The sequence below is a fragment of the Bradyrhizobium sp. Ses1 genome, assembly GCF_059512365.1.
Map to the genome: position 1 here is coordinate 24,027 of NZ_JCAMOQ010000029.1, position 19,748 is coordinate 43,774.

Sequence of the window (19,748 nt, forward strand, 5' to 3'; positions counted from 1 at the left end):
AAGCCGGCACTGCACGATCGGACTGTGGGGGCACTGATGCTAGTGAATGCCGAGATATCGCTCGATGCGTTCTGGATGACGCTGGCTTTCGATCGAGCTTAGGCGGTCGACGACGATGCCGTTTTCCATCACCACCACTCGGTCAGCGAGTGAAAGCGCGAAGCCGATATTCTGCTCAACAAGGACGACCGACAGGTCTTCACCACGCAACGCCGCAAGCGTTTCGCCCACCTTCTTGACCACAACGGGCGCCAGCCCCTGCGATGGCTCGTCCAGCAACAGCAGTCGCGGACCCGGTGCAAGTCCTCTTCCGATCACCATCATTTGCTGCTGCCCGCCCGATAGTTCCGAGCCGCGACGCCTCAGCAGGCCAGCGAGGTCCGGAAACCATTCGACGATGCGGCGCAGGTCGTAAGGAGACCCCCGGCGATGCCCGAGCATGATGTTCTCCTCGACCGTCAAGAGCGAAAACGGGTCCCGGATTTCAGGCACATAGCTAATCCCGGATCGCGCGATCTGGTGCGACTTCATTCCGTCGATTCGAGTCGAATCGAACGAGATGGCACCGCTTTTGACCGGGTTGAGACCCATGATCGCTCGCAGCGTAGTCGTCTTTCCGGCACCGTTTCGACCCACAACCGCGACCACCTCGCGGCGGCCGACATCGAAACTCACGCCGAACAACGCTTGGCTTCGACCATAGTAGGCGTCGATGGCATCGACCTTCAGCAAAGCCTTCTCAACTACCAAAGTAGGCCTCCTGCACATCCCTATTCTCGCGAATTTCGAAAGGGCTGCCGTGAGCAACCACCGCGCCGCGGTTCATCACGGTGATCTCGTCCGAAAGATCCATGACGATACCCACGTTGTGTTCGATCATGATGATGCTGAACTCACCTTTCAGGGCCATGATCACCCGCTTCACACGCTCGGCCTCTTTGCTTGAAAGTCCGGCAGTTGGCTCGTCGAGAAGAATGATCCTGGGCTCGCAGGCCAAGGTGACAGCGAGTTCGAGGAGGCGTTGATCGCCATATGAAAGTTCTCGCACCGGCACATCCGCGATCTCGACCAACCCAAGCCTCTGCAGATAGGAAAAGGCCCATTCGCGCGTTTCGGCGAACCGCGTCACTTGCCGCCAGAACACAAAGGGATTGCCGCCGCGGGCCCGGTACGCGGCAACCCAGACATTCTCTCGCGCACTCATGTCCAGATAGACGCTTGATATCTGATAGGAGCGGGCGACCCCCATTCTCGCGACGCGATCAGGCGTCAGGTCGGTGATGTCGGTCGCTCCAAGCCGAATCGCACCGGAGTCCGGGGTAAGGTCCCTGGTCAAGAGATTGAATAGCGTGGTCTTGCCGGCACCGTTTGGTCCAAGAATGCTGTGCAGACGCCCTTTGGCGAATGCGATGCTCACCTGATCGACTACAGTGTTTCCGCCGAAGCGCTTCGACAATCGGTCTGCCGCCAATACGATTTGATTTTGCGCTAGCATTGTCGCTGTCCACGTCCCTTGACCGTCCAGCTCGAGAGTTTGGAGACGAAGCCGACCAGCCCATTCGGTAGAGAGGCCATGATGACTATGACGAATACCCCGAGGAGCAGCGGCCATCGAGTCCAGACCAAGCTGAACAAGCCCTGCAACCATATGAACACGGCGGCGCCGATCACCGGGCCAAGCATGCTCCTCTGCCCGCCAATGACGACCATGAACACCACGTACGCTGATCCGGTCCAATGTACGGAATCAATGGGCATGATCCGGTACAACATGGCAAACAGTGCACCCGCCACGCCTGAGATTGCCCCCGCGATCACGAACGCGACGAGCTGGAGCATAGGCACGGGATACCCGAGGGAGACCGTGCGACGACTGTTCTGCCGGCTCGCCGCAAGTACAAGACCAAACGGGCTGTTCACCATCCGCACCAGAACAATCATCGTTGCAAGGAAGAGGACAGATGCAAGCGCGTAGAAACTTCGATTGTCGTCGAAACTGAACGACCCGACAAATGGCAGTTCAAGGACGGGACGACGAATGCCCGCCAGGCCGTCCTCTCCACCGGTTACCGAGCGCCAGGAATATACGATGTAGTAGACCAGCTGGTTGAACGCGAAGGTGAGCATCATGAAGTAGATGCCCAGCCTGCGGATACTTAGAATGCCGACCGCTGCCGCGATTAGTCCTCCGCTCCCGCAGGCAACGACCAGGGCGAGCGGCAACGACGTCCAACCATGCGCCAGAAGGTACCCGGCCGCGTAGCCGCCTGTACCAAAGAACGCGGCCTGCCCGAAAGAATAGAGGCCGGCCGTTCCGATCAGCAGATTCGCTGCCATTGCGAAAATCCCAAAGATCAGGATTTCCGTCGCGATGTTGATCGGCATCACCAAGGGCAGGATCGATACGGCACCGATAATCCCGATGCTTCGGATCAGGTTCGCGGTCAGCGGTCCCGGTCTCGCGGTGGTGCCAACACTGCTGATTTCGACAGGTTCTTCGATACTCTTGGCCAATACAGTTCCGTTGCGGTCCGATGATCTCATCGCCAATACCTCGCCCGACGGGCTTTGCCGTCAGCGCTCGCCAAAAAGCCCCTGGGGTCGAAGAAGCAAGACGCCGATCATCACTGCATAAATAATCGCCGTGCTCGCGGCAGGCGCCGCAATCGTCATGAGACTCTGGACCACTCCGACCAGCACCCCCGCGGCAATCGAGCCATAAAGAGATCCGAGACCACCGATGACGAGCACGACGAAGGCAATGCCCAACATATCGCCCCCCATGGTCGATGTCGCTCCGACCAGCGGCAATGCCAAGCCACCCGCCAGTCCGGCCAGTCCGGCGCCAAGCATCATTCCCGCGGAGAGCAACAGGTCGACGTTGATCCCCAAAGCCTGAGTGGTCTCGGGTCGTTCGATTCCTGCCCTGACATAAGCACCGAACTTGGTGCGCTCGATCAACAACCAAACGGCACTGATCACCAGCGCGGAGAAAACGCTCGCAAAGGCTATATATTTCGGCACGATCGTAAAGCCGAGATTGATCGCCCCTCGCAATATGGGCGGTGGCGAATAGCTGAGGCCAACCGTGCCCCAGCCAATCAGGAGGGCCTGCTCGATCACAAGCGCGGCGCCGAACAACGTGATCAATTGGGGAAGATATCCGCTTCCGCTGACGGGGTGTATCGCAAAGCGGTCCAGCGCCAAACCGGCAAGCGCCGCGCCCAGAAATGCGACCGCCAATCCGACGGCAAAGGACATTCCAAGCGACACGACCGAATAGCAGAGGTAAGCACCGAGCGCGTACAAGGCACCGTGAGCGAAGTTCGGAATGTTCAGCAGGCCTTTGATGATGGAAAGGCCGAACGACATCAGGGCGTAAATCATCCCGATCGCGATGCCGTTGACGAGTTGCGCTGAAATCAGCCAAAGCATCTGCCGTCCCTCTCGCGTCGCGTGCTCATATCGGTGAATTAGAGCGCAGGCATCTGCTTACATTCGTTGAGTTCGGGAGGCTGAGGCTTGTCGCCGTTCGCCACGATGTCAGCGAAGTCGGTTGCATGGCGCATGTCGGATGCCTGTTTGCAGCGCACGACGAAATACGGTCGAATAAGCTGATGGGTCTTCGGATCGATCGACATTCGACCAAGCACTCCATCCCAGGACATTTGCTCTAGAGTCTTGATGACGTCCGGAACTTCGGTACTGTTCGCCTTCTCCATGGCCATAAGGAGAGCCCGGACTGCGTCGTACGCATAGGCGGAGGAATACCCCGGAAGCGCCGAGAACTTCTTCGTGTAGCTTCCCACGAATTCCTTGTTCGTCGGCGTGTTGATATCGGGATAGTAGTTTTGACCAAGGACCAAGCCCGTCCGCATTTCCGGCGCGAGCTCCGCAAGCTGATCGACTTCGAGCGACCAAGGACCAACGACGGCGATGTTCTCCGCGCCAAAACTCGCGAACTGGCGGACCGCCGTGACGGCATCAGCTCCGGCTGTATTCAACAGCAGAATATCAGGCTTCGCAGCGACCGCCTTTGTGAGGTATTGGGTATATTGACGCTCGCCGGACGGATGGTTGTCGTTGCCAACCAGCTCAAAGCCGAGTTCCGCCGCCACGATCTTGGTATATTTGAGAAGTGCGTGCCCGAAGACGTAGTCTGCAGTTAAAGTGTAGATCGTTTTCTTTTGAGGAAACGTCTTTCTTACGTACTCGAGCGTCGCGCGCATCGCGGTGTAAGGATGAGCCGACCATTGAAACGTATACCGTCCGCACCGACTACCCGTGAAGTCTTCGGAGCCGCCCGCGGCGAATTGCAGCAGCTTTTCGCGCTGCGCGACCTCGGATTCGGCAAGCCCGACAGCGCTGGAATAGGCTCCGATGAAATATCGCATTCCGTCGCTGATTGCGGCCTCCTGAACACGGCGAACACCGGACGCCGGCTTGCCTTCGTCATCTCGCGTCAGTAAGCGCACGGCGTTGCCAAGAACACTGCCGCCATGCATTTCCAGCGCCAGCGAGGCACCACGCGCAACTAGATCCCCGGCATACGCGAAAGTGCCAGTGGTTGGAGTTATAACGCCCATGGTTACCACACCGGCCCTTTGGCCCCAGGCCGGAAGGATCGGAGCTGCCGCGAGCGCCACGGCGGACAACAGAACATCGCGACGCGTTTGTGCAATGGGCATCAAGATCTCCTCCTGGGCTAAATGGATTGTTCAGGCTGCGTCTGGGCTACGACTTTCTCGAATTCGAAAAGGCTATCCCCCAGCTTTGCGATCAGCTCGGCTATGTGGTCCGACGTGGCAATGAGCGGCGGCGCCGCAATGATCGAATTGTTGAGCGGTGCGATACCCGCGGGATATACGACAAGCCCATGATCACGACAGATCGACACCAGCATTCCTGCTGCATTCTGTTGCGCCTCGAAGGCCCGGCGGGTTGCCCGATCGCGCACGAGTTCGAATCCCCACAACAGGCCGCGTCCTCGGATGTCGACCATGCACGGATGTCGCTGCGAGAGCGCCAAGAGTCCCGCGCATAACTCCTCGCCGCGCTCGCGCGCGTTACGCAATAGGTCGTTCCGCTCGATGTAGTCGAGCACGGATAGGCACACCGCCGCGCTGAGAGGATTGGCGCTGAATGTGTGGCCGAAGGGAACGATGCTGCTGCCCTCGGCAATGGCATGCACGATCCTCTGACGCAGGAGGATGGCGGCCATGGGCGTGTATCCCGCGCTCAACCCCTTCGCGAGCAGGATGATGTCAGGAACAACCTGCTCTTGCTCCGATGCAAACCATGCGCCGGTACGTCCTGCACCGGTGATCACTTCGTCAGCGATGAGCAGAACCTCATAGCGATCGCAGATTTCTCGCAACCGACGGAAGTAGCCAGGCGGGGGCGGCAACACTCCGCCCGCAGCACCAACGATCGGCTCAGCGATGACAGCCGCGACCGTATCGGGGCCTTGAGCAAGGATCTCCGTCTCCCAAGCATCGGCGCATTCCGTCGCGCAGTCTTCCGGCTGAAGCCCGAACGGGCATCGATAACAATACGCTGGGGGAACTTTGGCGAACTGGTGCAGCAGCGGACCGTAGTCGGGCCGGCGCCCCGAATGGCCCGAGATCGACAGGGCTCCCATCGTCATGCCGTGATAGCTGGTGATGCGGCCGAGGACCTTGGTCTTCTGTGGGCGACCACACTCCTTCCAATAGTGGAGGGCCATGCGGACGGCGTATTCCGAGGCTTCTGAGCCGCTGTTCACGAAGAACGCACTGCAGATATCCCCAGGAGCCAACTCGCAAAGCTTCTGAGCCAGGCGCTCGGCCGGCTCATTGCTGAACTGGCTTCTGAAGGTAAATGCGATGGTAGCGGCCTGTTCCGCCATGACGTCGCCGATTTCGCGGAGACCGTGACCCAGGTTCGCGGTCATCGCACCGCTCGATCCATCGAAATAGCGTCGTCCTTCGCTATCGAATAGATAAGGTCCCTCGCCTCGCGTGACTTTGGGATAATGTGCAGCCAGATTCGGCTTGAGCAGGCGGCTGCCCTCCAGTCCACCAGTCCGCGACAAATCGATCATTTGGGAAACTGCCATGCCCCGAAATCTCAAAAAGAGAGACTGGCCTCCTGGCCAACGAACCAAATACAATACGAACCGTTGCGTATGTCAATAGGATGAATGATGGGAAAGAAGGCTGTTGCCCGCGCGGGGCGCCCCAGGGACGAAAACGTCCACCGCGCCATTCTCGACGCGGCCAGAGATCTCATTCGGGATGAGGGTTACGCTTCATTCTCGATCGAGGGCGTCGCAGCCCGGGCCGCGGTAGCAAAGCAGTCCATTTATCGACGATGGTCGTCGAAGGGCGCACTGCTCGTCGACTTGTACATGGATGGACTGGAGCGCCCGGCCCCGCTGCCTGCGCGCGGCCTTGTGAATGACTTGCTTGCCGTTCTGTTGCAGACGACAAAGCGCATTCAGGACGCGGCCTATGCAAATATTCTGAAGAGCGTGGTCGTCGAAGCGCAAAGCGACCCCGACATGCGAAAGCTCGTTCTTCAGAAGATTGTCGAGCCTCGTCGAGATGCTGCGAAGGCAGTCATCAACCGGGCCATCGAATCCGGCGAGCTGCCAAGCACGCTCGATTCAGAGATGATTGTTGACTTTGTCTTTGGCGCGGTCTGGTTCAATTTGCTGCTGGGCGACGCGAATCTCACCAGCCGATTTGCGCACCGGGTCGTCAAAATGGTCGAACAGCTCGGATCCAAGCAGGCCCCATAACCAATGCGCAGTCACGTCCGAGCCCACGAGCCGATGCTTGGAGAGACTCGAACCCCGGACGTCAGGGGTCGCTGGAGTGGGGAGCGCAGCCGAAGATCCGGGTTCGCTTCCCGCAGTCGCGACGTGTTGAAAAAGCGAACAGACGGGAGACTTGATTTATATGTGGGCGCACCAAGGCTCGAACCTGGGACCCGCTGATTAAGAGGCAGCCCCGGGTTGAGAACGATCAATGACTTACCGGTCGCACCCAAGGGCTTATCCGGTAGAAGATGGGATCCGTCGCGCGGTCAGCCGTCGCCAAGCTCTCGGCCATAGAGATTGCAGAGCTCAACCACCACCTTCACGCCGGCGCTAAATTGCGCATCCCGTACGCCGATCCGAGATGCTCCGGCTGGTTTACGATACGACGCCCAACCGGCCCAGACGCGGCGTGAAGGGAATCGCCACCTCCTGCGCGATCTCAATCGATTCATAGAGCGCCGAGATCAGTTCCAGGCTCTTGCGGCCCTCGAGGCCGTCGACCAGCGCCGCGCGCTGGTTCACCAGGCAATCGACGACGTTTTGGTAATAGGCCTGATGGCCGAAGCCGTAGACGTCGGGCGGGTCGATCGAAAATTTTTCGATCACGTCCTTGTCCGACGGCAGTTCGTCGACGAAACGCCAATGTCGGATCTGGTTGACCGCAAGGCCCGCAATTTCGACTATCCCCTTTTCTCCGAGAATGGAGAGCGAGCCTTCGATGTCGGTCGGCCGGGTGGAGGTGGTCGCCTCGATGACGCCGAGCGCGCCGTTCCTGAACTTCAACGTCGCGACCGCCGTGTCCTCGGCCTCGATCCGAACCAGGGCGGTGATCGCGCGGGCATGAACGCTGATAACATCGCCGAAGAACCATTCCAGCAGGTCGATATAGTGGCTCGCCTGATTGGTGAGCACGCCCCCGTCATAGGCCCAGGTGCCGCGCCAGCTATCCTGGTCGTAATAGGCCTGATCGCGACACCAGCGCACGCGCACGGTGCCGAGCACGAGGCTGCCGAAGCGGCCGGCCTCCAGCGCCTCCCGTGCCTTGAGCACGGGAACATTGAAGCGGTTCTGCTTGACGACGAAAAGCTTGACGCCTGCCTCGTCGCAGGCGCGGATCATGTCATCCGCGTCCCGCAGCCGCAGCGCCATCGGCTTTTCCACCACGACGTGCTTGCCGGCGTTCGCGCAGGCGATGACATGCTCGCGACGCATGCCGCTCGGGGTCAACAACGCGACCGCATCGACGTCCTTGCGGGCGAGAAAATCATCGATGTCGTAGTGGGCGTCAACGCCGAACTTCGCTGCGAGCGCATCCGCGCGAGCACGCACCAAGTCGCAGACAGCCGCGAGCGTTGCGCCCTCAATGCGATTGCCGCCGAGCAGATCGGAATGGCGCTCGGCGATACGCCCGCATCCCAGCAGGCCGAACCTGATCATTGAGCCTCCTTTTCGACGCGGAGACCACGCGGGACGATAATACTCCCGGCTTCCTATTAGCAAAGGTTCCAACAGATCAAGTCAATCGGGAGGCAGCGCGTTCCCGGCTCGACCGGTTCGGGTGTCGGTTTTTGGTTGCCGGCGATCACTGGTACGGCTCTCGTCGCGCTCGGCCGCCAGTTCGGCAATCTCCGCCCCACCGGGGGGATCAGGAGACCGAAACGACGCGCAAGTTGTTGGTTGTCCCGCCCTGGCCTAACGGTATGCCGGCAACGACCACCAAAGTATCACCGGCGCCGGCGAACCCTTCCCGTTTCGCAAGCTCCGTCGCGCGGCTGACCATCTCCTCGTAGGCTTTCACATCGTCGGAAAGCACGCTGTGTGCACCCCAGAAGAGACAGAGGCGACGGGACACTTCCACACTCGTCGTGGTCGCCAGGATCGGCACCCTGGGCCGCTTCCGCGCGACACGTGCGGCCGTTGTCCCGCTCGCGGTATAGGCGACGATGACCGCCGCACGGATCGCCGAGGCCAAGTCGGCCGCCGCCGCGGCCACCGCGTGCGGCGGAGTCTGCTCCTCATCGGGCTGGGTTGCTTCGATAATCGAGCGATACATCTTGTGCTGCTCTGTGCTGCGGATGATGCGGTCCATCATTTGGACGGCCTCTCGCGGGTACTGGCCGGTGGCCGACTCCGCCGACAACATCACGGCATCCGCGCCGTCATAGATTGCGGTGGCGACGTCTGAAGCCTCGGCACGCGTGGGTGTCGGGGCTGTCACCATTGAATCGAGCATCTGAGTGGCGACGATCACCGGTTTGACGGCCAGCCTGCAGGCGCGGACCAGTTCCTTCTGGCGAGCGGGCACTTCCTCGTGCGGAATCTCGACGCCCAGATCGCCGCGCGCAACCATGATCGCATCCGACATCTGGATAATGTCATCGATCCGCTCGAGTGCCGCGGGCTTCTCGATCTTCGCCATGAGCCCGGCGCGCTCGCCAATCAGCGCCCGTGCTTCGATCATGTCCGATGGCTTCTGCACAAATGAGAGAGCTACCCAGTCCACGCCAAGGCCCAAGCCGAATTCCAGATCGGCGCGGTCCTTTGCGGTGAGCGGCGACAGATCGAGAATCGTTCCCGGCAAATTGACGCCCTTGTGGTTCGAGATCGCACCACCAACGATCACCTCGGCCTCGATGGTGTCATTGCCCAGTCTCGTCGCGCGAACGCGTACCCTGCCATCGTCGATCAGGAGATCGTCGCCGGGGGCAAGGGCTGCAAAGATTTCCGGGTGCGGCAAGGGTATAGCCCCGGCGTCACCTTCCGATGCGGAGCCGACAAAGCGAACGATCTCACCGGACCGAACTGTGATCTTCTTGTCGCGCAAGGTGCCAACGCGAATTTTGGGCCCCTGCAGGTCCATCAGAACGCCGATCGGGCGCTGCATTTCCTGCTCGAGTGCGCGGATCGCAGCATGGACGTTTGCATGATCCTTCTGGGTTCCGTGGCTGAAGTTGAGACGGAATGTGTCCACACCTGCGACAAACAGCGCTTTAAGCATCTCTGGCGAAGCGCTGGCCGGGCCAACGGTAGCAACTATTTTCGCCCGTCGACGACGCATGACCATGTGATCCCTTTCGTTCCGGCTCGATCAGGCAGGACTCGCATGCGGCTTCATCTAGTGACTTTTTGTGCCGCAGTTAATCTCCTTCGAAGAGCATGGTACCCGCCCCGCGGCTTATTCGCTGACCTTTTGCGCCGCACTGGTTGCTCACTGCTAGCATTTTTATGCCGGATCGTACACTGCTGGGTTGTATGGCGCATACGCCTGCAGCCGCCTCGCTGCTTCAGCCGGATCGAGCCCTTTCCCGCAGTCGGTGGCAAGCAACTTCGCACATCGCTGGCAGACATCGTATGCCAGCGATGTGACGCCACTCGTCAAAGTCGACTCTGCCGCTGCGCCCATGGCTGTCTCTGATTGGTCCGTGTTCATCCCCGGCATCCGGGAAGCTCGGTGCGGAGCGAGTGCGAGGTCGAGGTTACGACGCCAGCGCGCTAGGTTGGCTGCATGGACAGGCGCTCGGCCATCACTTCGGCATGGAGACGCTCGACATCCTCCCGACGGCACAATTGGGTGCCTTGTGTCAGGACAGCAGCGGCACCCGCGGCCATGCCGAGCGTGAATGCATCTTCAGCACTTTTTCCGCGCGCCAGCGCAAAGGTCATGCCCGCTACGAAACTATCGCCCGCCCCTACAGCGCTCACAGGCTTCACCTTAGGGCCTCGTAGTCGCAACGTGCCTGACCGAGTTGCGAGCAATGCGCCATCGCGTCCCATGGTCACAGCAAGGTTTTCGACGGACCCGGTAGCGACCAAAGACGTAGCGGCATCGACAAGTTCCTCGGGTGACTCGAACTTTCTGTGTGTCAACGTCTCGAACTCCCCAACACTGGGCTTGGCGAGACAAATGCCTCCTGCCGACACGGCCGCTTGGAGCGCAGGCCCTGAGGTATCAAGGATCAAGCGTGCTCCATTGCTCCGCACGATGTCGGCCGCGCGGGCGTAAAAATCGATGGGAACACCCGGCGGCAAGCTACCACTCGCGACGATGATGTCTGCGTCACATTCCTTGAGGTGCGATAGGGCCGATTGCCACTCTGCTTCGACAAGAGAACAGCCCTCGCTTACGAAACGATATTCGAGCCCCGAAATCTCTTCGAAGACCGTGAAGCTGATGCGTGTGCTGCCGGCTATATTGACGCATTTTGCTGGCACGTCCAATTTCGAGACAAGTTCATTCAGGACGAGTCCGGTAGCGCCGCCAGCCAGGTAAATGGCGTAGGCCTCGGCGCCCAGTTCCTTCAGCACACGCGCGACATTTATGCCGCCGCCTCCCGCATCCGTGCGCTGTTGTACCGCACGATTCTTACGGATCGGTCTGATCTCGTTCGACTGGAACGCGAGATCAATGGTCGGGCTGAGCGTCAGTGTAACGATAGGCTTTGAGGCTGTCTCCGGCTGCTGTATCATGTTGCAAGCCTTCTCGCCTGGAAATAGAAGTTGAACATTATCATCCTCAGGGGATGAACGCCATGCGGCTGGTCGGAGACATTGGCGGCACCAACGCAAGGTTTGCGATTGCAGAGCCTGGTTCGCATCCATCGGATGCGCGCAAGCTACCGGTCGCCCACTATCCCGGCCTTGTCGAGGCGGTGGAGGACTATCTGTCTGGCGTCCCGATGCTGGAAGAGGCGGTGCTCGCTGTGGCGGGCCCCGTCCTGGGCGATGAGGTGACCTTCAGCAACAGCTCTTGGCATTTCTCGATAGCGGATGTGCGGCGGCGGCTCGGCTTGCGCAAGTTGATCGTGATCAATGATCTTCTCGCCCAGGCGTTGTCCGTTGCCGCACTGCAACCCGATGAGATCTGTTCCGTAAAAGCGGGAACACGTGATCCAAGCCAGCCTTCCCTCGTCATTGGCCCCGGCACCGGCCTCGGTGTTGCCTTTCTGCTGAATAATACGGGAACACTTGTCGGACTCCCGAGTGAGGCCGGGCATGCCACATTCGCTCCGGCGGACAGTGTCCAAGTCGAGATCCTGTCGCATCTCCACAGGCACTATCCGCATGTGTCAGCCGAACAGTTGCTGTCCGGAAAGGGGTTATTGGCGATTGCGACAACTCTGGCCAAGATGAATGGGCAGATCATCGATCTGCAGGATCCCAGAGACGTTTCGGCCCGCGCCGCAGCGAACCAGTGCCCTACTTGCTGTGAGGCGATAAGGATCTTCTCGTCCATCCTCGGTGCGACCGCCGGCAATCTCGCCCTGACCCTTTTGACCAGCGGCGGGGTCGTCATTACTGGCGGACTGTGCCGCGGACTGCGGCCACTCTGGGATGTCGAAGCGCTCAAGCAGGCTTTCACTGCAAAGGGACGGTTCAGCTCGTATCTGGACGGGATACCGATCGACCAGATCTTACGTCCTCATGCGGGCCTCCTCGGCGCTGCCTTGTATGTGGAGCCGAGCCACTCCGTTTAATTGGAAATCAATGCTGGCGTACGTCGCAATAACTCCGTGAGCCGAGGCATGTCTCGCAAAGCCGGTCTTGTTCCGTCGCAATTTGATGCCGTCGCCTTCGATCTCGATGGCGTGGTGACAGATACCGCGCGCATCCATTTCCAGGCTTGGACGCAAACCTTCGATGTTTTTTTCGAAGGGTACACCCGTCGCACCGGCGTTGCCGTCGCGCCATTCACGCTTGAGGACTACCGCAAGTACATCGACGGCCGTCCGCGCGAAGAGGCCATTCGTGCCTTCCTGGCCGCGCGCGGCGTGGGCCTCGCGGAAGGCGATGAGCGCGATGGTCCCGAGGTCGAAACCATCCAGGGCCTCGCCGTGCGAAAGGACGGACTGTTCCTGGACAGGATGCGCGGCAAAGGGGTCGACGTCTATCCTTCCACGGTGGCCCTGATTCGGCGTCTGCGCGCGCTCGGCCTGAAGACGGCGGTGGTTTCGGCGAGCCGCAATTGCCAGGAGATTCTGCAAACTGCGCGGCTCGATCATCTGTTCGACGCTCGCATCGACGGACGCGATGCCGCGACCTTGGGGCTCCCGGGCAAGCCAGCGCCCGACACTTTTCTTGCGGCGGCGCAGCGCCTCGGGAGCTTGCCCGATCGCACGGTCGTCATCGAGGACGCGATCGCCGGCGTGGCAGCGGGACGAGCCGGCGGTTTCGGCCTCGTCATCGGCATCGACCGGGTCGGCCATGGTGCGGACCTGAAGAACGCCGGTGCCGATATCGTCGTCGCCGACCTCAACCAGATCGATTTGGAATTGGACGATCGAGTGACGCCGCGCTCGCTTGTCGCCAAGCCCGACGTGCATCGGCTTGACCCGTTCATCGCGCAACAAGGAACCGAGACCCGCCATCCCGCGGCCCGCGCTCGGCCGGACCCTTGGCTGTTTGTCCATGAGGGGTTCGATCCTGCCCTGGAAGGGCGTCGCGAAACCCTGTTCGCCGTTGGCAACGGATACTTCGTGACCCGCGGAGCCGCCGCCGAAGCGCGCGCTGATGATCTGTATTATCCCGGCACGTATCTCGCCGGCGGCTACAACCGGCTCACCACCGTGATCGATGGTCGCCCGATCGAGAACGAGGACCTGGTCAACCTCCCCAACTGGCTGCCACTGACCTTCCGGATCGACGACGGAGACTGGTTCGACCTGCGTCGCGTCGAAGTGCTCGAGTATCAGCAAACGCTCGATCTGCGCCACGGTCTGTACTTGCGAAGTTTGCGGGTGCGCGACCCGCTGGGGCGGGAAATCAACCTCACTGAGCGCCGCTTCGTGCACATGGACAGCAAGCACCTCGCCGGCCAGCATGTCACCGTCACCTCGCAGAATTGGTCCGGCCGGCTCACCGTGCGCGCCATGCTGGACGGCGACGTCGCCAATACCGGCGTGCCGAGATACAAAGCGTTTGAAAGCCGGAATCTGCGTGTGTGCGAAGCCGCCGCCTTCGCACCTTGCTCCATGCTGCTTCAGGTGGAGATGACGCAGTCGCAGCTACGGATCGCACAGGCCGCACGGTTGGACGTACGTGCGCGCGGGCTTGATGCCGCCGTGCACAAGCACCCGATCGAGGAAGCGGCGCGTGTCGGCTATGACATCGCCCTTGATGCCGTGCCGGGCGCCGGCATCGAGATCGAGAAGATCGTCGCGCTCTATACCTCCAGGGACCGCGCCATCGCCGATCCGGAAACCGCAGCGCGCACGGCCATCGCACGCGCCGACAGCTTTGATGCGCTTCTGCAAACCCATCGGCGTGTCTGGGGACATTTGTGGGAGCGCTGCGACCTGGATCTGCTCGATATCGCCAGCGACGAAGCGGATGAGACGCATTTGGCCGTGCGTCTGCATCTCTTCCATCTGCTTCAGACAGCTTCCAGCCACAGCATGGAGCTGGATGCTGGCATCCCCGCCCGCGGCTGGCATGGCGAGGGCTACCGTGGCCACATCTTCTGGGACGAGCTGTTCATCTTCCCGCTGCTGAACCTGCATTTTCCGATCCTCGCGCGTGCCTTGCTGCTCTACCGCTACCGGCGCCTCGATGAGGCGCGCTGGGCCGCGCGGCAAGCCGGCTTCCGCGGCGCGATGTACCCATGGCAGAGCGGTAGCGATGGGCGCGAAGAAACCGACGTGATGTACTTCAACCCGCGTTCCGGCAACTGGATCAAAGACGACACACATCTGCAGCGCCATATCGGCGCGGCCGTCGCCTATAATGTCTGGCAGTACCATCAAGCCACTGGCGATGCCGAGTTCCTTTACTCCTTCGGCGCCGAGCTGATGTTCGAGATTGCCCGCTTCTGGGCCAGTCTTGCGCAGTGGAACGAAGCACGCGACCGCTATGATATCCGCGGCGTGATGGGGCCGGACGAATTCCATGACGGCTATCCGGATCGGGATGAGGCAGGCCTGGACAATAACGCGTACACCAATGTCATGGCCGTCTGGTGCATTGCCCGCGCGCTCGACCTCTTTGAGCTGCTGCCAAAGGAACGCTGTCACGAATTGTGCCAGAACCTGCGGATCGAGCAGGAGGAACTCGCACATTGGGAGCATGTCAGTTGCAAGTTGTACCTGCCATTCCACGACGACGGCATTCTCAGCCAGTTTGAAGGCTATGAGCTGCTACAGGAATTCGACTGGGACGCCTATCGCCGCAAATACCCGAATATCATGCGGCTCGACCTGATCCTCGAGGCGGAGAGCGACTCGCCCAATCGCTACAAGCTCTCCAAGCAGGCCGATGCGCTGATGTTGTTCTATCTGTTTTCCGCAGAAGAACTGGCGGAGCTCTTCAACCGCCTTGGTTACACTTTCAATCCTGCCACGATCCCCAGAACCATCGACTACTATCTGCGGCGCAGCTCGCACGGCTCCACCCTGAGCGCCCTCGTGCATGCCTGGGTCTTGGCGCGCTCCTGCCGGCAACGCTCCTGGTCACTTTTCACGGAGGCTCTGCAAAGTGACATCAGCGACGTTCAAGGCGGGACCACGCGCGAAGGCATTCATCTCGGCGCCATGTCCGGCACGATCGACCTGTTGCAACGCTGCTTCACCGGGCTGGAGCTGCGCGGCGAAGAACTGCATTTTCACCCGGCATTACCGGATGAACTGCGCCGGCTTGCATTTCGGCTCCGCTACCGCCAGCACTCGCTCAGCGTGGATATAACCCAGGATGCGCTGACGCTGGCGAGCGATCCAAGTGGAGCGGACGCAATCTCCATCGCGGTCGACGAACGGCATTTCGTTCTGTACCCGGGCGAGCGAACCAGCGTGCCGCTTCACCGTGCGTCCTGATCACGCGAGCACTCGCGGCGCCGCGAACTTTCAATGCGCGGACACGACGTTCTGCGGCGTCCCGCGCGCAAACGCCTCGATATTGGCAAGCGTCGTCGCGGTGATGCGCTGCAGCGCCGACTCGGTGTTGTACGCATTGTGCGGCGTCACCACCACATTGGGAAAGCGCAGCAACACATGGTTCGCAACCAGTGCCTTGAAATCATCGGCGTCCCGAACTGCGTCCTGGTGGAAGATCGCCGCCTCCTCGCGGATCAGGGGCTCCTGCGGCAGAACGTCGAGGCCGGCGCCGCGGAGCCTGCCGTTAGCCAGCGCCCGCACCAGCGCTTCAACGTCAACGATATGTCCGCGTGCCGTATTGATCAGGATTGCATCCGGCTTCATGCGGGCGAGCTCGCGATCCGAGAGCATGCTGGCCGTGCCGGACGTTGCGGGCACGTGCAGCGTCACGACGTCCGAATCCGACAACAGTTTGTCGAGGCTCGCGTAGGAAAACTTGAGCCGGATGGCGGCCGCTTCGTCCGGTCGGAGGTCGTAAGCAAGAACATTCATGCCGAAGCCGCGTGCGATTTCGATCACGCGAATCCCGATCCGGCCGGTGCCGATGACGCCGATTGTCCCGTCGCGGAGCTCAAAGCCGCGTAGCCCGGTCTGCGTGAACCGCCCGCGCCGCGTCCGCTCCACCGACTCCACGAGATTGCGCGCAACTGCCAACAGCAGAGCGAAGACGTGCTCGGCCACGGTGGAATCGCCATAGTCAGGCACGTTCGACACGATGATGCCGTGTGCGGCGCAGTAGCTGAGATCGATGTGATCGTATCCCGTCGATCGCGTCGCTATCAGCTTTAGCCTCGGGAACTGTGCGAGGGCTGCTGCGTCAAACCGCGAGTTGATGAATGGGCTGGCAACTTCGGCCTCGGAGAAGTCAGCCGCGTTCCGTTGGTCCAGCGGCTCAGCAACGCAGCGCACGCGATGGCTTGGCTCAAGGCGCAGGAAGGCTTGTCGCTCCCATTCCTCGGTTTCGAACACGACAATGTTCATGATGGCCTCCCGGGTCTGAGCACGGGTTCATAGCTCCGATGAGCTTATGCGGTCCAATCCAGATGCAACCTTACATGACGGCAGGAATCAGTCCAGCCGCTGCCATCCGATGGAACAAAGCGGCCACTTCTAAAACGGGAACCATCGCGCGAACGTCAGCGCAAGAACGCCTCCCAGCGCAAGGTATCCAAGACAAACTGGTCCCGTTTTCCTCAAAATATCGCCTTCACGTCCTTGCAGGCCGACCGTGGCAGCGCCCGTGATGATGTTGTGCAGCGCCGCACAATTGCCGACGGCAGCTCCGAATCCCTGGGCGGCGATCAGTGCCAACATCGGCAAGCCGAGCCCGGCAGCGGTTGCCTGCTGAAGATCCGTCAGGAGGATGTTGGAGACGGTTGTCGATCCCGTGATGAAGGAGCCGATTGCCCCAACTGAAGGCGCAAGCAGCGGCCACGCCTGACCGGTCCGTGTAGCCGTTTCCGCCAGTGCCTCTATCATGCCCGCATGGACCATCAGCCGCGCTATCGCGAGCATCGAGAACAAGGCAGCGGCGACGGGAACCAGTCGACGGATAGCAGCAGTGACGGCACCGGCCAGATCGGCAATCTTGCATCCCTGCAAGAGGCCGCCGAACAGAAATCCTGCGAGCAGCATGGTCCCGGGATGATAGAGGAGCTCGACGCGTCCGCTGAACGGTCCGGGCAACCCCCATTCGAGCACAATCTGCCGGAGCGGATCGCGGATCTGCGGAACGAGACGCGTCACGAGGATCAAGCCGACCAGCACGGCATATGGTAGAGCAGCAATGGCAAGCGATCTCGCATCCAGAGTTTCAGCTTGCTGCGGATGCATCCGTCTGAGGACAAAAGCAAATGCCAATCCGCCGGCCAGCGCTCCGCCGATCGTCGGCAGCTCTGGTCCTACCCACATGGCCAAGACCAGGTACGGCAGCAGGAAACAAATGGCGGCGACGATGGCCCATGCCGCGTATTTCACCTGGAATCGCGCTTTGCTCGCGATGAACACGATCGAAAGCACCAGCAATGGCGCCAGGCTCGCATGCAGCAAGGCCGTCGGCGGGGCGATGCTGCTGCCGCTGATGCCTGACACGTCGGCCTGCGCCAAGATCGGAGTGCCGAGCGCGCCAAACGAAGTGCCTGTGACATGACCAATGAGCGGCAAAGCGACCGCCACGACGGGTGTGTAGCCGAGACTGACCAGAAGAGGCGCAGCCAGGGCGATAGGTGTGCCGAACCCCGCCGCTCCTTCCATGAACGACGCAAAGAACCAGGCGATGACGAGGGCAAGCAGGGTCTCGTCCGAGGACAAACTCATCAATCCCCTGCGGATGGCATCGATCGCGCCTGAGCGCTGCTGCAGCTCATAGAGGGACAGAGCCGGCAGGATGATCCACACGATGTCAGCGGCCGAGAAAGCTGCCTCCGCACCGGTTCCGATGAGCACTCTGGCGATGCCCTGCTCAGCGTAGATGCGCGTTCCGAAGCCAAAGAATCCGATTGCGCCAGCCGCGGCCGCCACGAGTCCGACCAGTCCCGCGCTGGCCGCCGACCACCGCAATACGGCCATGAGAAGAACGATCAGAGCGAGTGGGGCGATCGAGACGAAGGCTGCCATTCCGCTTTCCGTGCATTTGATTTGGTTCGCTGCAAGGAACCATCAATCGCGAGCCCGATTAAATGCCATTATACAGGCCATCTCGGATAGCCCACAGTAGAGCCGCAGACGGGCGCCACGCTGATAATCGACCTTGAAGCGTCAGAACTCATACGGCCAGCAGACACGCCTAAAGCGAGTTCCATCATGCCCCGGGGCCAAGTGTCCGGATCAAAAGGAGGCAGGCAGTCGCATAGGGCCGTCCGCACGACAATGCCCACCGTCTGAAATCATCGAAACTAGTATCGTCCCTATCCCGACAGGAAACAGTGTCGGAGCGTAGTGCCAAGAAGGGAGCCGAAAATGACCGTTCGCGTCGCCATCAACGGATTCGGCCGCATCGGCCGTAACATTCTCCGCGCCATCATCGAGGAGGGCCGCAAGGATATCGAGGTGGTCGCTGTCAATGATCTCGGGCCCGTGGAGACCAACGCGCACCTTCTACGATATGATTCCGTGCACGGCCGCTTCCCAGGGCAAGTCAAGGTCGAAGGCGACGCCATCAGCGTCGGCAACGGCAAAGTCAAAGTCACCGCGATCAAGGATCCCTCGGACCTGCCATGGAAGGACCTGGGCGTTGACATTGCGCTCGAATGCACGGGCGTCTTCAACTCAAAAAGCAAAGCTTCCGCTCATCTCAAAGCAGGTGCAAAGGCCGTTCTTGTCTCGGCGCCGGCCGACGGCGCCGATCTCACGGTGGTTTACGGCGTCAATCACGACGGGCTGTCGAAGGAGCACAAGATCGTCTCCGCCGCCTCATGCACGACCAACTGTCTGGCGCCGGTTGCCAAGGTGCTCAACGATGCGATCGGGATCGAAAGGGGCTTCATGACAACGATCCATGCCTATACTGGCGACCAGCCGACGCTGGATACATTGCACAGAGACTTGTACCGCGCGCGAGCGGCGGCGATGTCGATGATCCCGACGTCAACAGGCGCGGCAAAGGCGGTCGGCCTCGTGCTACCGGAACTGAACGGCAAGCTCGACGGTGTCGCCATTCGTGTCCCGGTGCCGAATGTCTCGGTGGTCGATTTCAAATTCGTCGCCAAGAAGGCGACATCGAAGGACGAGGTGAACGCCGCGATCAAGCGCGCCGCCGACCAGCAGCTTAACGGGATTCTCGGCTATACCAACGATCCAAATGTTTCCATCGACTTCAACCACGATCCGCACAGCTCCGTCTTCCACATGGATCAGACGAAGGTCATGGATGGCACGCTGGTACGCGTGATGTCATGGTACGATAACGAGTGGGGATTCTCGTGCCGCATGGCGGATACCGCCGTAGCGATGGGGAAGCTGATCTGAACCGAGACTGAGGGCGGATCGCGGAGCGAAGGTGCCCGACGAGATTGCTCGATATGGGACTGTCCCCATTTCTCGCGGCTCAGGGCCGCGCGTATCGTTTGCAACTCCATTCTCTTCTC

At 60.7% G+C, this 19,748-nt stretch carries 15 protein-coding genes and 1 pseudogene; 5 read left to right on the forward strand and 11 right to left on the reverse strand.

Annotated features, from left to right (window positions below):
* Window positions 1–39: 39 nt before the first annotated feature.
* Genes AC5ZG5_RS27965 through AC5ZG5_RS27990 form a run of 6 tightly spaced genes read right to left on the reverse strand, consistent with a single transcriptional unit; the run spans window position 40 to window position 6,082 of the window.
* Window positions 40–732, reverse strand: coding sequence for an ABC transporter ATP-binding protein (locus AC5ZG5_RS27965; protein WP_456644855.1), 693 nt, complete (start codon window positions 730–732; stop codon window positions 40–42).
* Window positions 733–739: 7 nt separating this feature from the next.
* Window positions 740–1,456 carry an ABC transporter ATP-binding protein gene (locus tag AC5ZG5_RS27970; RefSeq protein WP_456644854.1) on the reverse strand — a complete coding sequence of 239 codons (717 nt, stop codon included), beginning with the start codon at window positions 1,454–1,456 and terminating at the stop codon, window positions 740–742.
* 32 nt (window positions 1,457–1,488) lie between these two features.
* The gene (locus tag AC5ZG5_RS27975) at window positions 1,489–2,514 is read right to left on the reverse strand and encodes a branched-chain amino acid ABC transporter permease (RefSeq protein WP_456644853.1); all 1,026 of its coding nucleotides are present in this window, start codon (window positions 2,512–2,514) and stop codon (window positions 1,489–1,491) included.
* A 60-nt stretch (window positions 2,515–2,574) separates the two neighbouring features.
* The gene (locus tag AC5ZG5_RS27980) at window positions 2,575–3,435 is read right to left on the reverse strand and encodes a branched-chain amino acid ABC transporter permease (RefSeq protein ID WP_456644852.1); all 861 of its coding nucleotides are present in this window, start codon (window positions 3,433–3,435) and stop codon (window positions 2,575–2,577) included.
* A gap of 38 nt (window positions 3,436–3,473) precedes the next feature.
* Window positions 3,474–4,688, reverse strand: a complete 1,215-nt coding sequence (locus AC5ZG5_RS27985; protein ID WP_456644851.1) for an ABC transporter substrate-binding protein — start codon at window positions 4,686–4,688, stop codon at window positions 3,474–3,476.
* Between the two features lie 17 nt (window positions 4,689–4,705).
* Window positions 4,706–6,082 carry an aminotransferase family protein gene (locus tag AC5ZG5_RS27990; RefSeq protein ID WP_456644850.1) on the reverse strand — a complete coding sequence of 459 codons (1,377 nt, stop codon included), beginning with the start codon at window positions 6,080–6,082 and terminating at the stop codon, window positions 4,706–4,708.
* Window positions 6,083–6,184: 102 nt separating this feature from the next.
* Between AC5ZG5_RS27990 and AC5ZG5_RS27995 the strand changes: the two genes are divergently transcribed.
* Entirely contained in the window at window positions 6,185–6,781 is a 597-nt protein-coding gene (locus tag AC5ZG5_RS27995; protein WP_028161501.1) for a TetR/AcrR family transcriptional regulator, read from the forward strand.
* A 396-nt stretch (window positions 6,782–7,177) separates the two neighbouring features.
* Here AC5ZG5_RS27995 and AC5ZG5_RS28000 read toward each other — a convergent pair whose 3' ends face one another.
* The 3 genes from AC5ZG5_RS28000 to AC5ZG5_RS28010 all read right to left on the reverse strand — a co-directional run bounded on the left by AC5ZG5_RS28000 (window position 7,178) and on the right by AC5ZG5_RS28010 (window position 11,269).
* The gene (locus AC5ZG5_RS28000) at window positions 7,178–8,239 is read right to left on the reverse strand and encodes a Gfo/Idh/MocA family protein (RefSeq protein WP_456644849.1); all 1,062 of its coding nucleotides are present in this window, start codon (window positions 8,237–8,239) and stop codon (window positions 7,178–7,180) included.
* Window positions 8,240–8,447: 208 nt separating this feature from the next.
* Window positions 8,448–9,860: a pyruvate kinase gene (pyk, locus tag AC5ZG5_RS28005; protein ID WP_456644848.1), complete on the reverse strand. Its 1,413-nt coding sequence runs from the start codon at window positions 9,858–9,860 to the stop codon at window positions 8,448–8,450.
* Window positions 9,861–10,294: 434 nt separating this feature from the next.
* Window positions 10,295–11,269 (reverse strand): 1-phosphofructokinase family hexose kinase, encoded by a 975-nt coding sequence (locus AC5ZG5_RS28010; protein WP_035688711.1) that lies wholly within the window; start codon window positions 11,267–11,269, stop codon window positions 10,295–10,297.
* A 62-nt stretch (window positions 11,270–11,331) separates the two neighbouring features.
* On the opposite strand from AC5ZG5_RS28010, the gene glk reads away from it, so the two are divergent.
* The 3 genes and pseudogenes from glk (at window position 11,332) to AC5ZG5_RS28025 (ending at window position 15,603) form a co-directional block, all read left to right on the forward strand.
* Complete coding sequence (gene glk, locus AC5ZG5_RS28015) at window positions 11,332–12,276, forward strand: glucokinase (protein WP_456644847.1); 945 nt, start codon at window positions 11,332–11,334, stop codon at window positions 12,274–12,276.
* A gap of 48 nt (window positions 12,277–12,324) precedes the next feature.
* Window positions 12,325–12,921: pseudogene (locus AC5ZG5_RS28020) on the forward strand (HAD family hydrolase); the annotation flags it as partial.
* A 162-nt stretch (window positions 12,922–13,083) separates the two neighbouring features.
* Window positions 13,084–15,603 (forward strand): glycoside hydrolase family 65 protein, encoded by a 2,520-nt coding sequence (locus AC5ZG5_RS28025; RefSeq protein WP_496138708.1) that lies wholly within the window; start codon window positions 13,084–13,086, stop codon window positions 15,601–15,603.
* A gap of 30 nt (window positions 15,604–15,633) precedes the next feature.
* Here AC5ZG5_RS28025 and AC5ZG5_RS28030 read toward each other — a convergent pair whose 3' ends face one another.
* Both AC5ZG5_RS28030 and AC5ZG5_RS28035 read right to left on the reverse strand, forming a co-directional pair.
* The gene (locus tag AC5ZG5_RS28030; RefSeq protein ID WP_456644845.1) at window positions 15,634–16,644 is read right to left on the reverse strand and encodes a hydroxyacid dehydrogenase; all 1,011 of its coding nucleotides are present in this window, start codon (window positions 16,642–16,644) and stop codon (window positions 15,634–15,636) included.
* A 129-nt stretch (window positions 16,645–16,773) separates the two neighbouring features.
* Complete coding sequence (locus AC5ZG5_RS28035; protein ID WP_456644844.1) at window positions 16,774–18,279, reverse strand: L-lactate permease; 1,506 nt, start codon at window positions 18,277–18,279, stop codon at window positions 16,774–16,776.
* Window positions 18,280–18,621: 342 nt separating this feature from the next.
* On the opposite strand from AC5ZG5_RS28035, the gene gap reads away from it, so the two are divergent.
* Window positions 18,622–19,629, forward strand: a complete 1,008-nt coding sequence (gap, locus tag AC5ZG5_RS28040; protein WP_130225214.1) for a type I glyceraldehyde-3-phosphate dehydrogenase — start codon at window positions 18,622–18,624, stop codon at window positions 19,627–19,629.
* Window positions 19,630–19,748: the final 119 nt, after the last annotated feature.

Bases quoted from the DNA above. Each gene is read 5' to 3' on its own strand.
- AC5ZG5_RS28000 (WP_456644849.1), bottom strand. From the start codon at position 8,239: ATGATCAGGTTCGGCCTGCTGGGATGCGGGCGTATCGCCGAGCGCCAT.
- AC5ZG5_RS27985 (WP_456644851.1), bottom strand. From the start codon at position 4,688: ATGCCCATTGCACAAACGCGTCGCGATGTTCTGTTGTCCGCCGTGGCG.
- AC5ZG5_RS28030 (WP_456644845.1), bottom strand. From the start codon at position 16,644: ATGAACATTGTCGTGTTCGAAACCGAGGAATGGGAGCGACAAGCCTTC.
- AC5ZG5_RS27980 (WP_456644852.1), bottom strand. From the start codon at position 3,435: ATGCTTTGGCTGATTTCAGCGCAACTCGTCAACGGCATCGCGATCGGG.
- AC5ZG5_RS27990 (WP_456644850.1), bottom strand. From the start codon at position 6,082: ATGATCGATTTGTCGCGGACTGGTGGACTGGAGGGCAGCCGCCTGCTC.
- gap (WP_130225214.1), top strand. From the start codon at position 18,622: ATGACCGTTCGCGTCGCCATCAACGGATTCGGCCGCATCGGCCGTAAC.
- AC5ZG5_RS28010 (WP_035688711.1), bottom strand. From the start codon at position 11,269: ATGATACAGCAGCCGGAGACAGCCTCAAAGCCTATCGTTACACTGACG.
- AC5ZG5_RS28035 (WP_456644844.1), bottom strand. From the start codon at position 18,279: ATGGCAGCCTTCGTCTCGATCGCCCCACTCGCTCTGATCGTTCTTCTC.
- AC5ZG5_RS27995 (WP_028161501.1), top strand. From the start codon at position 6,185: ATGGGAAAGAAGGCTGTTGCCCGCGCGGGGCGCCCCAGGGACGAAAAC.
- pyk (WP_456644848.1), bottom strand. From the start codon at position 9,860: ATGCGTCGTCGACGGGCGAAAATAGTTGCTACCGTTGGCCCGGCCAGC.
- glk (WP_456644847.1), top strand. From the start codon at position 11,332: ATGCGGCTGGTCGGAGACATTGGCGGCACCAACGCAAGGTTTGCGATT.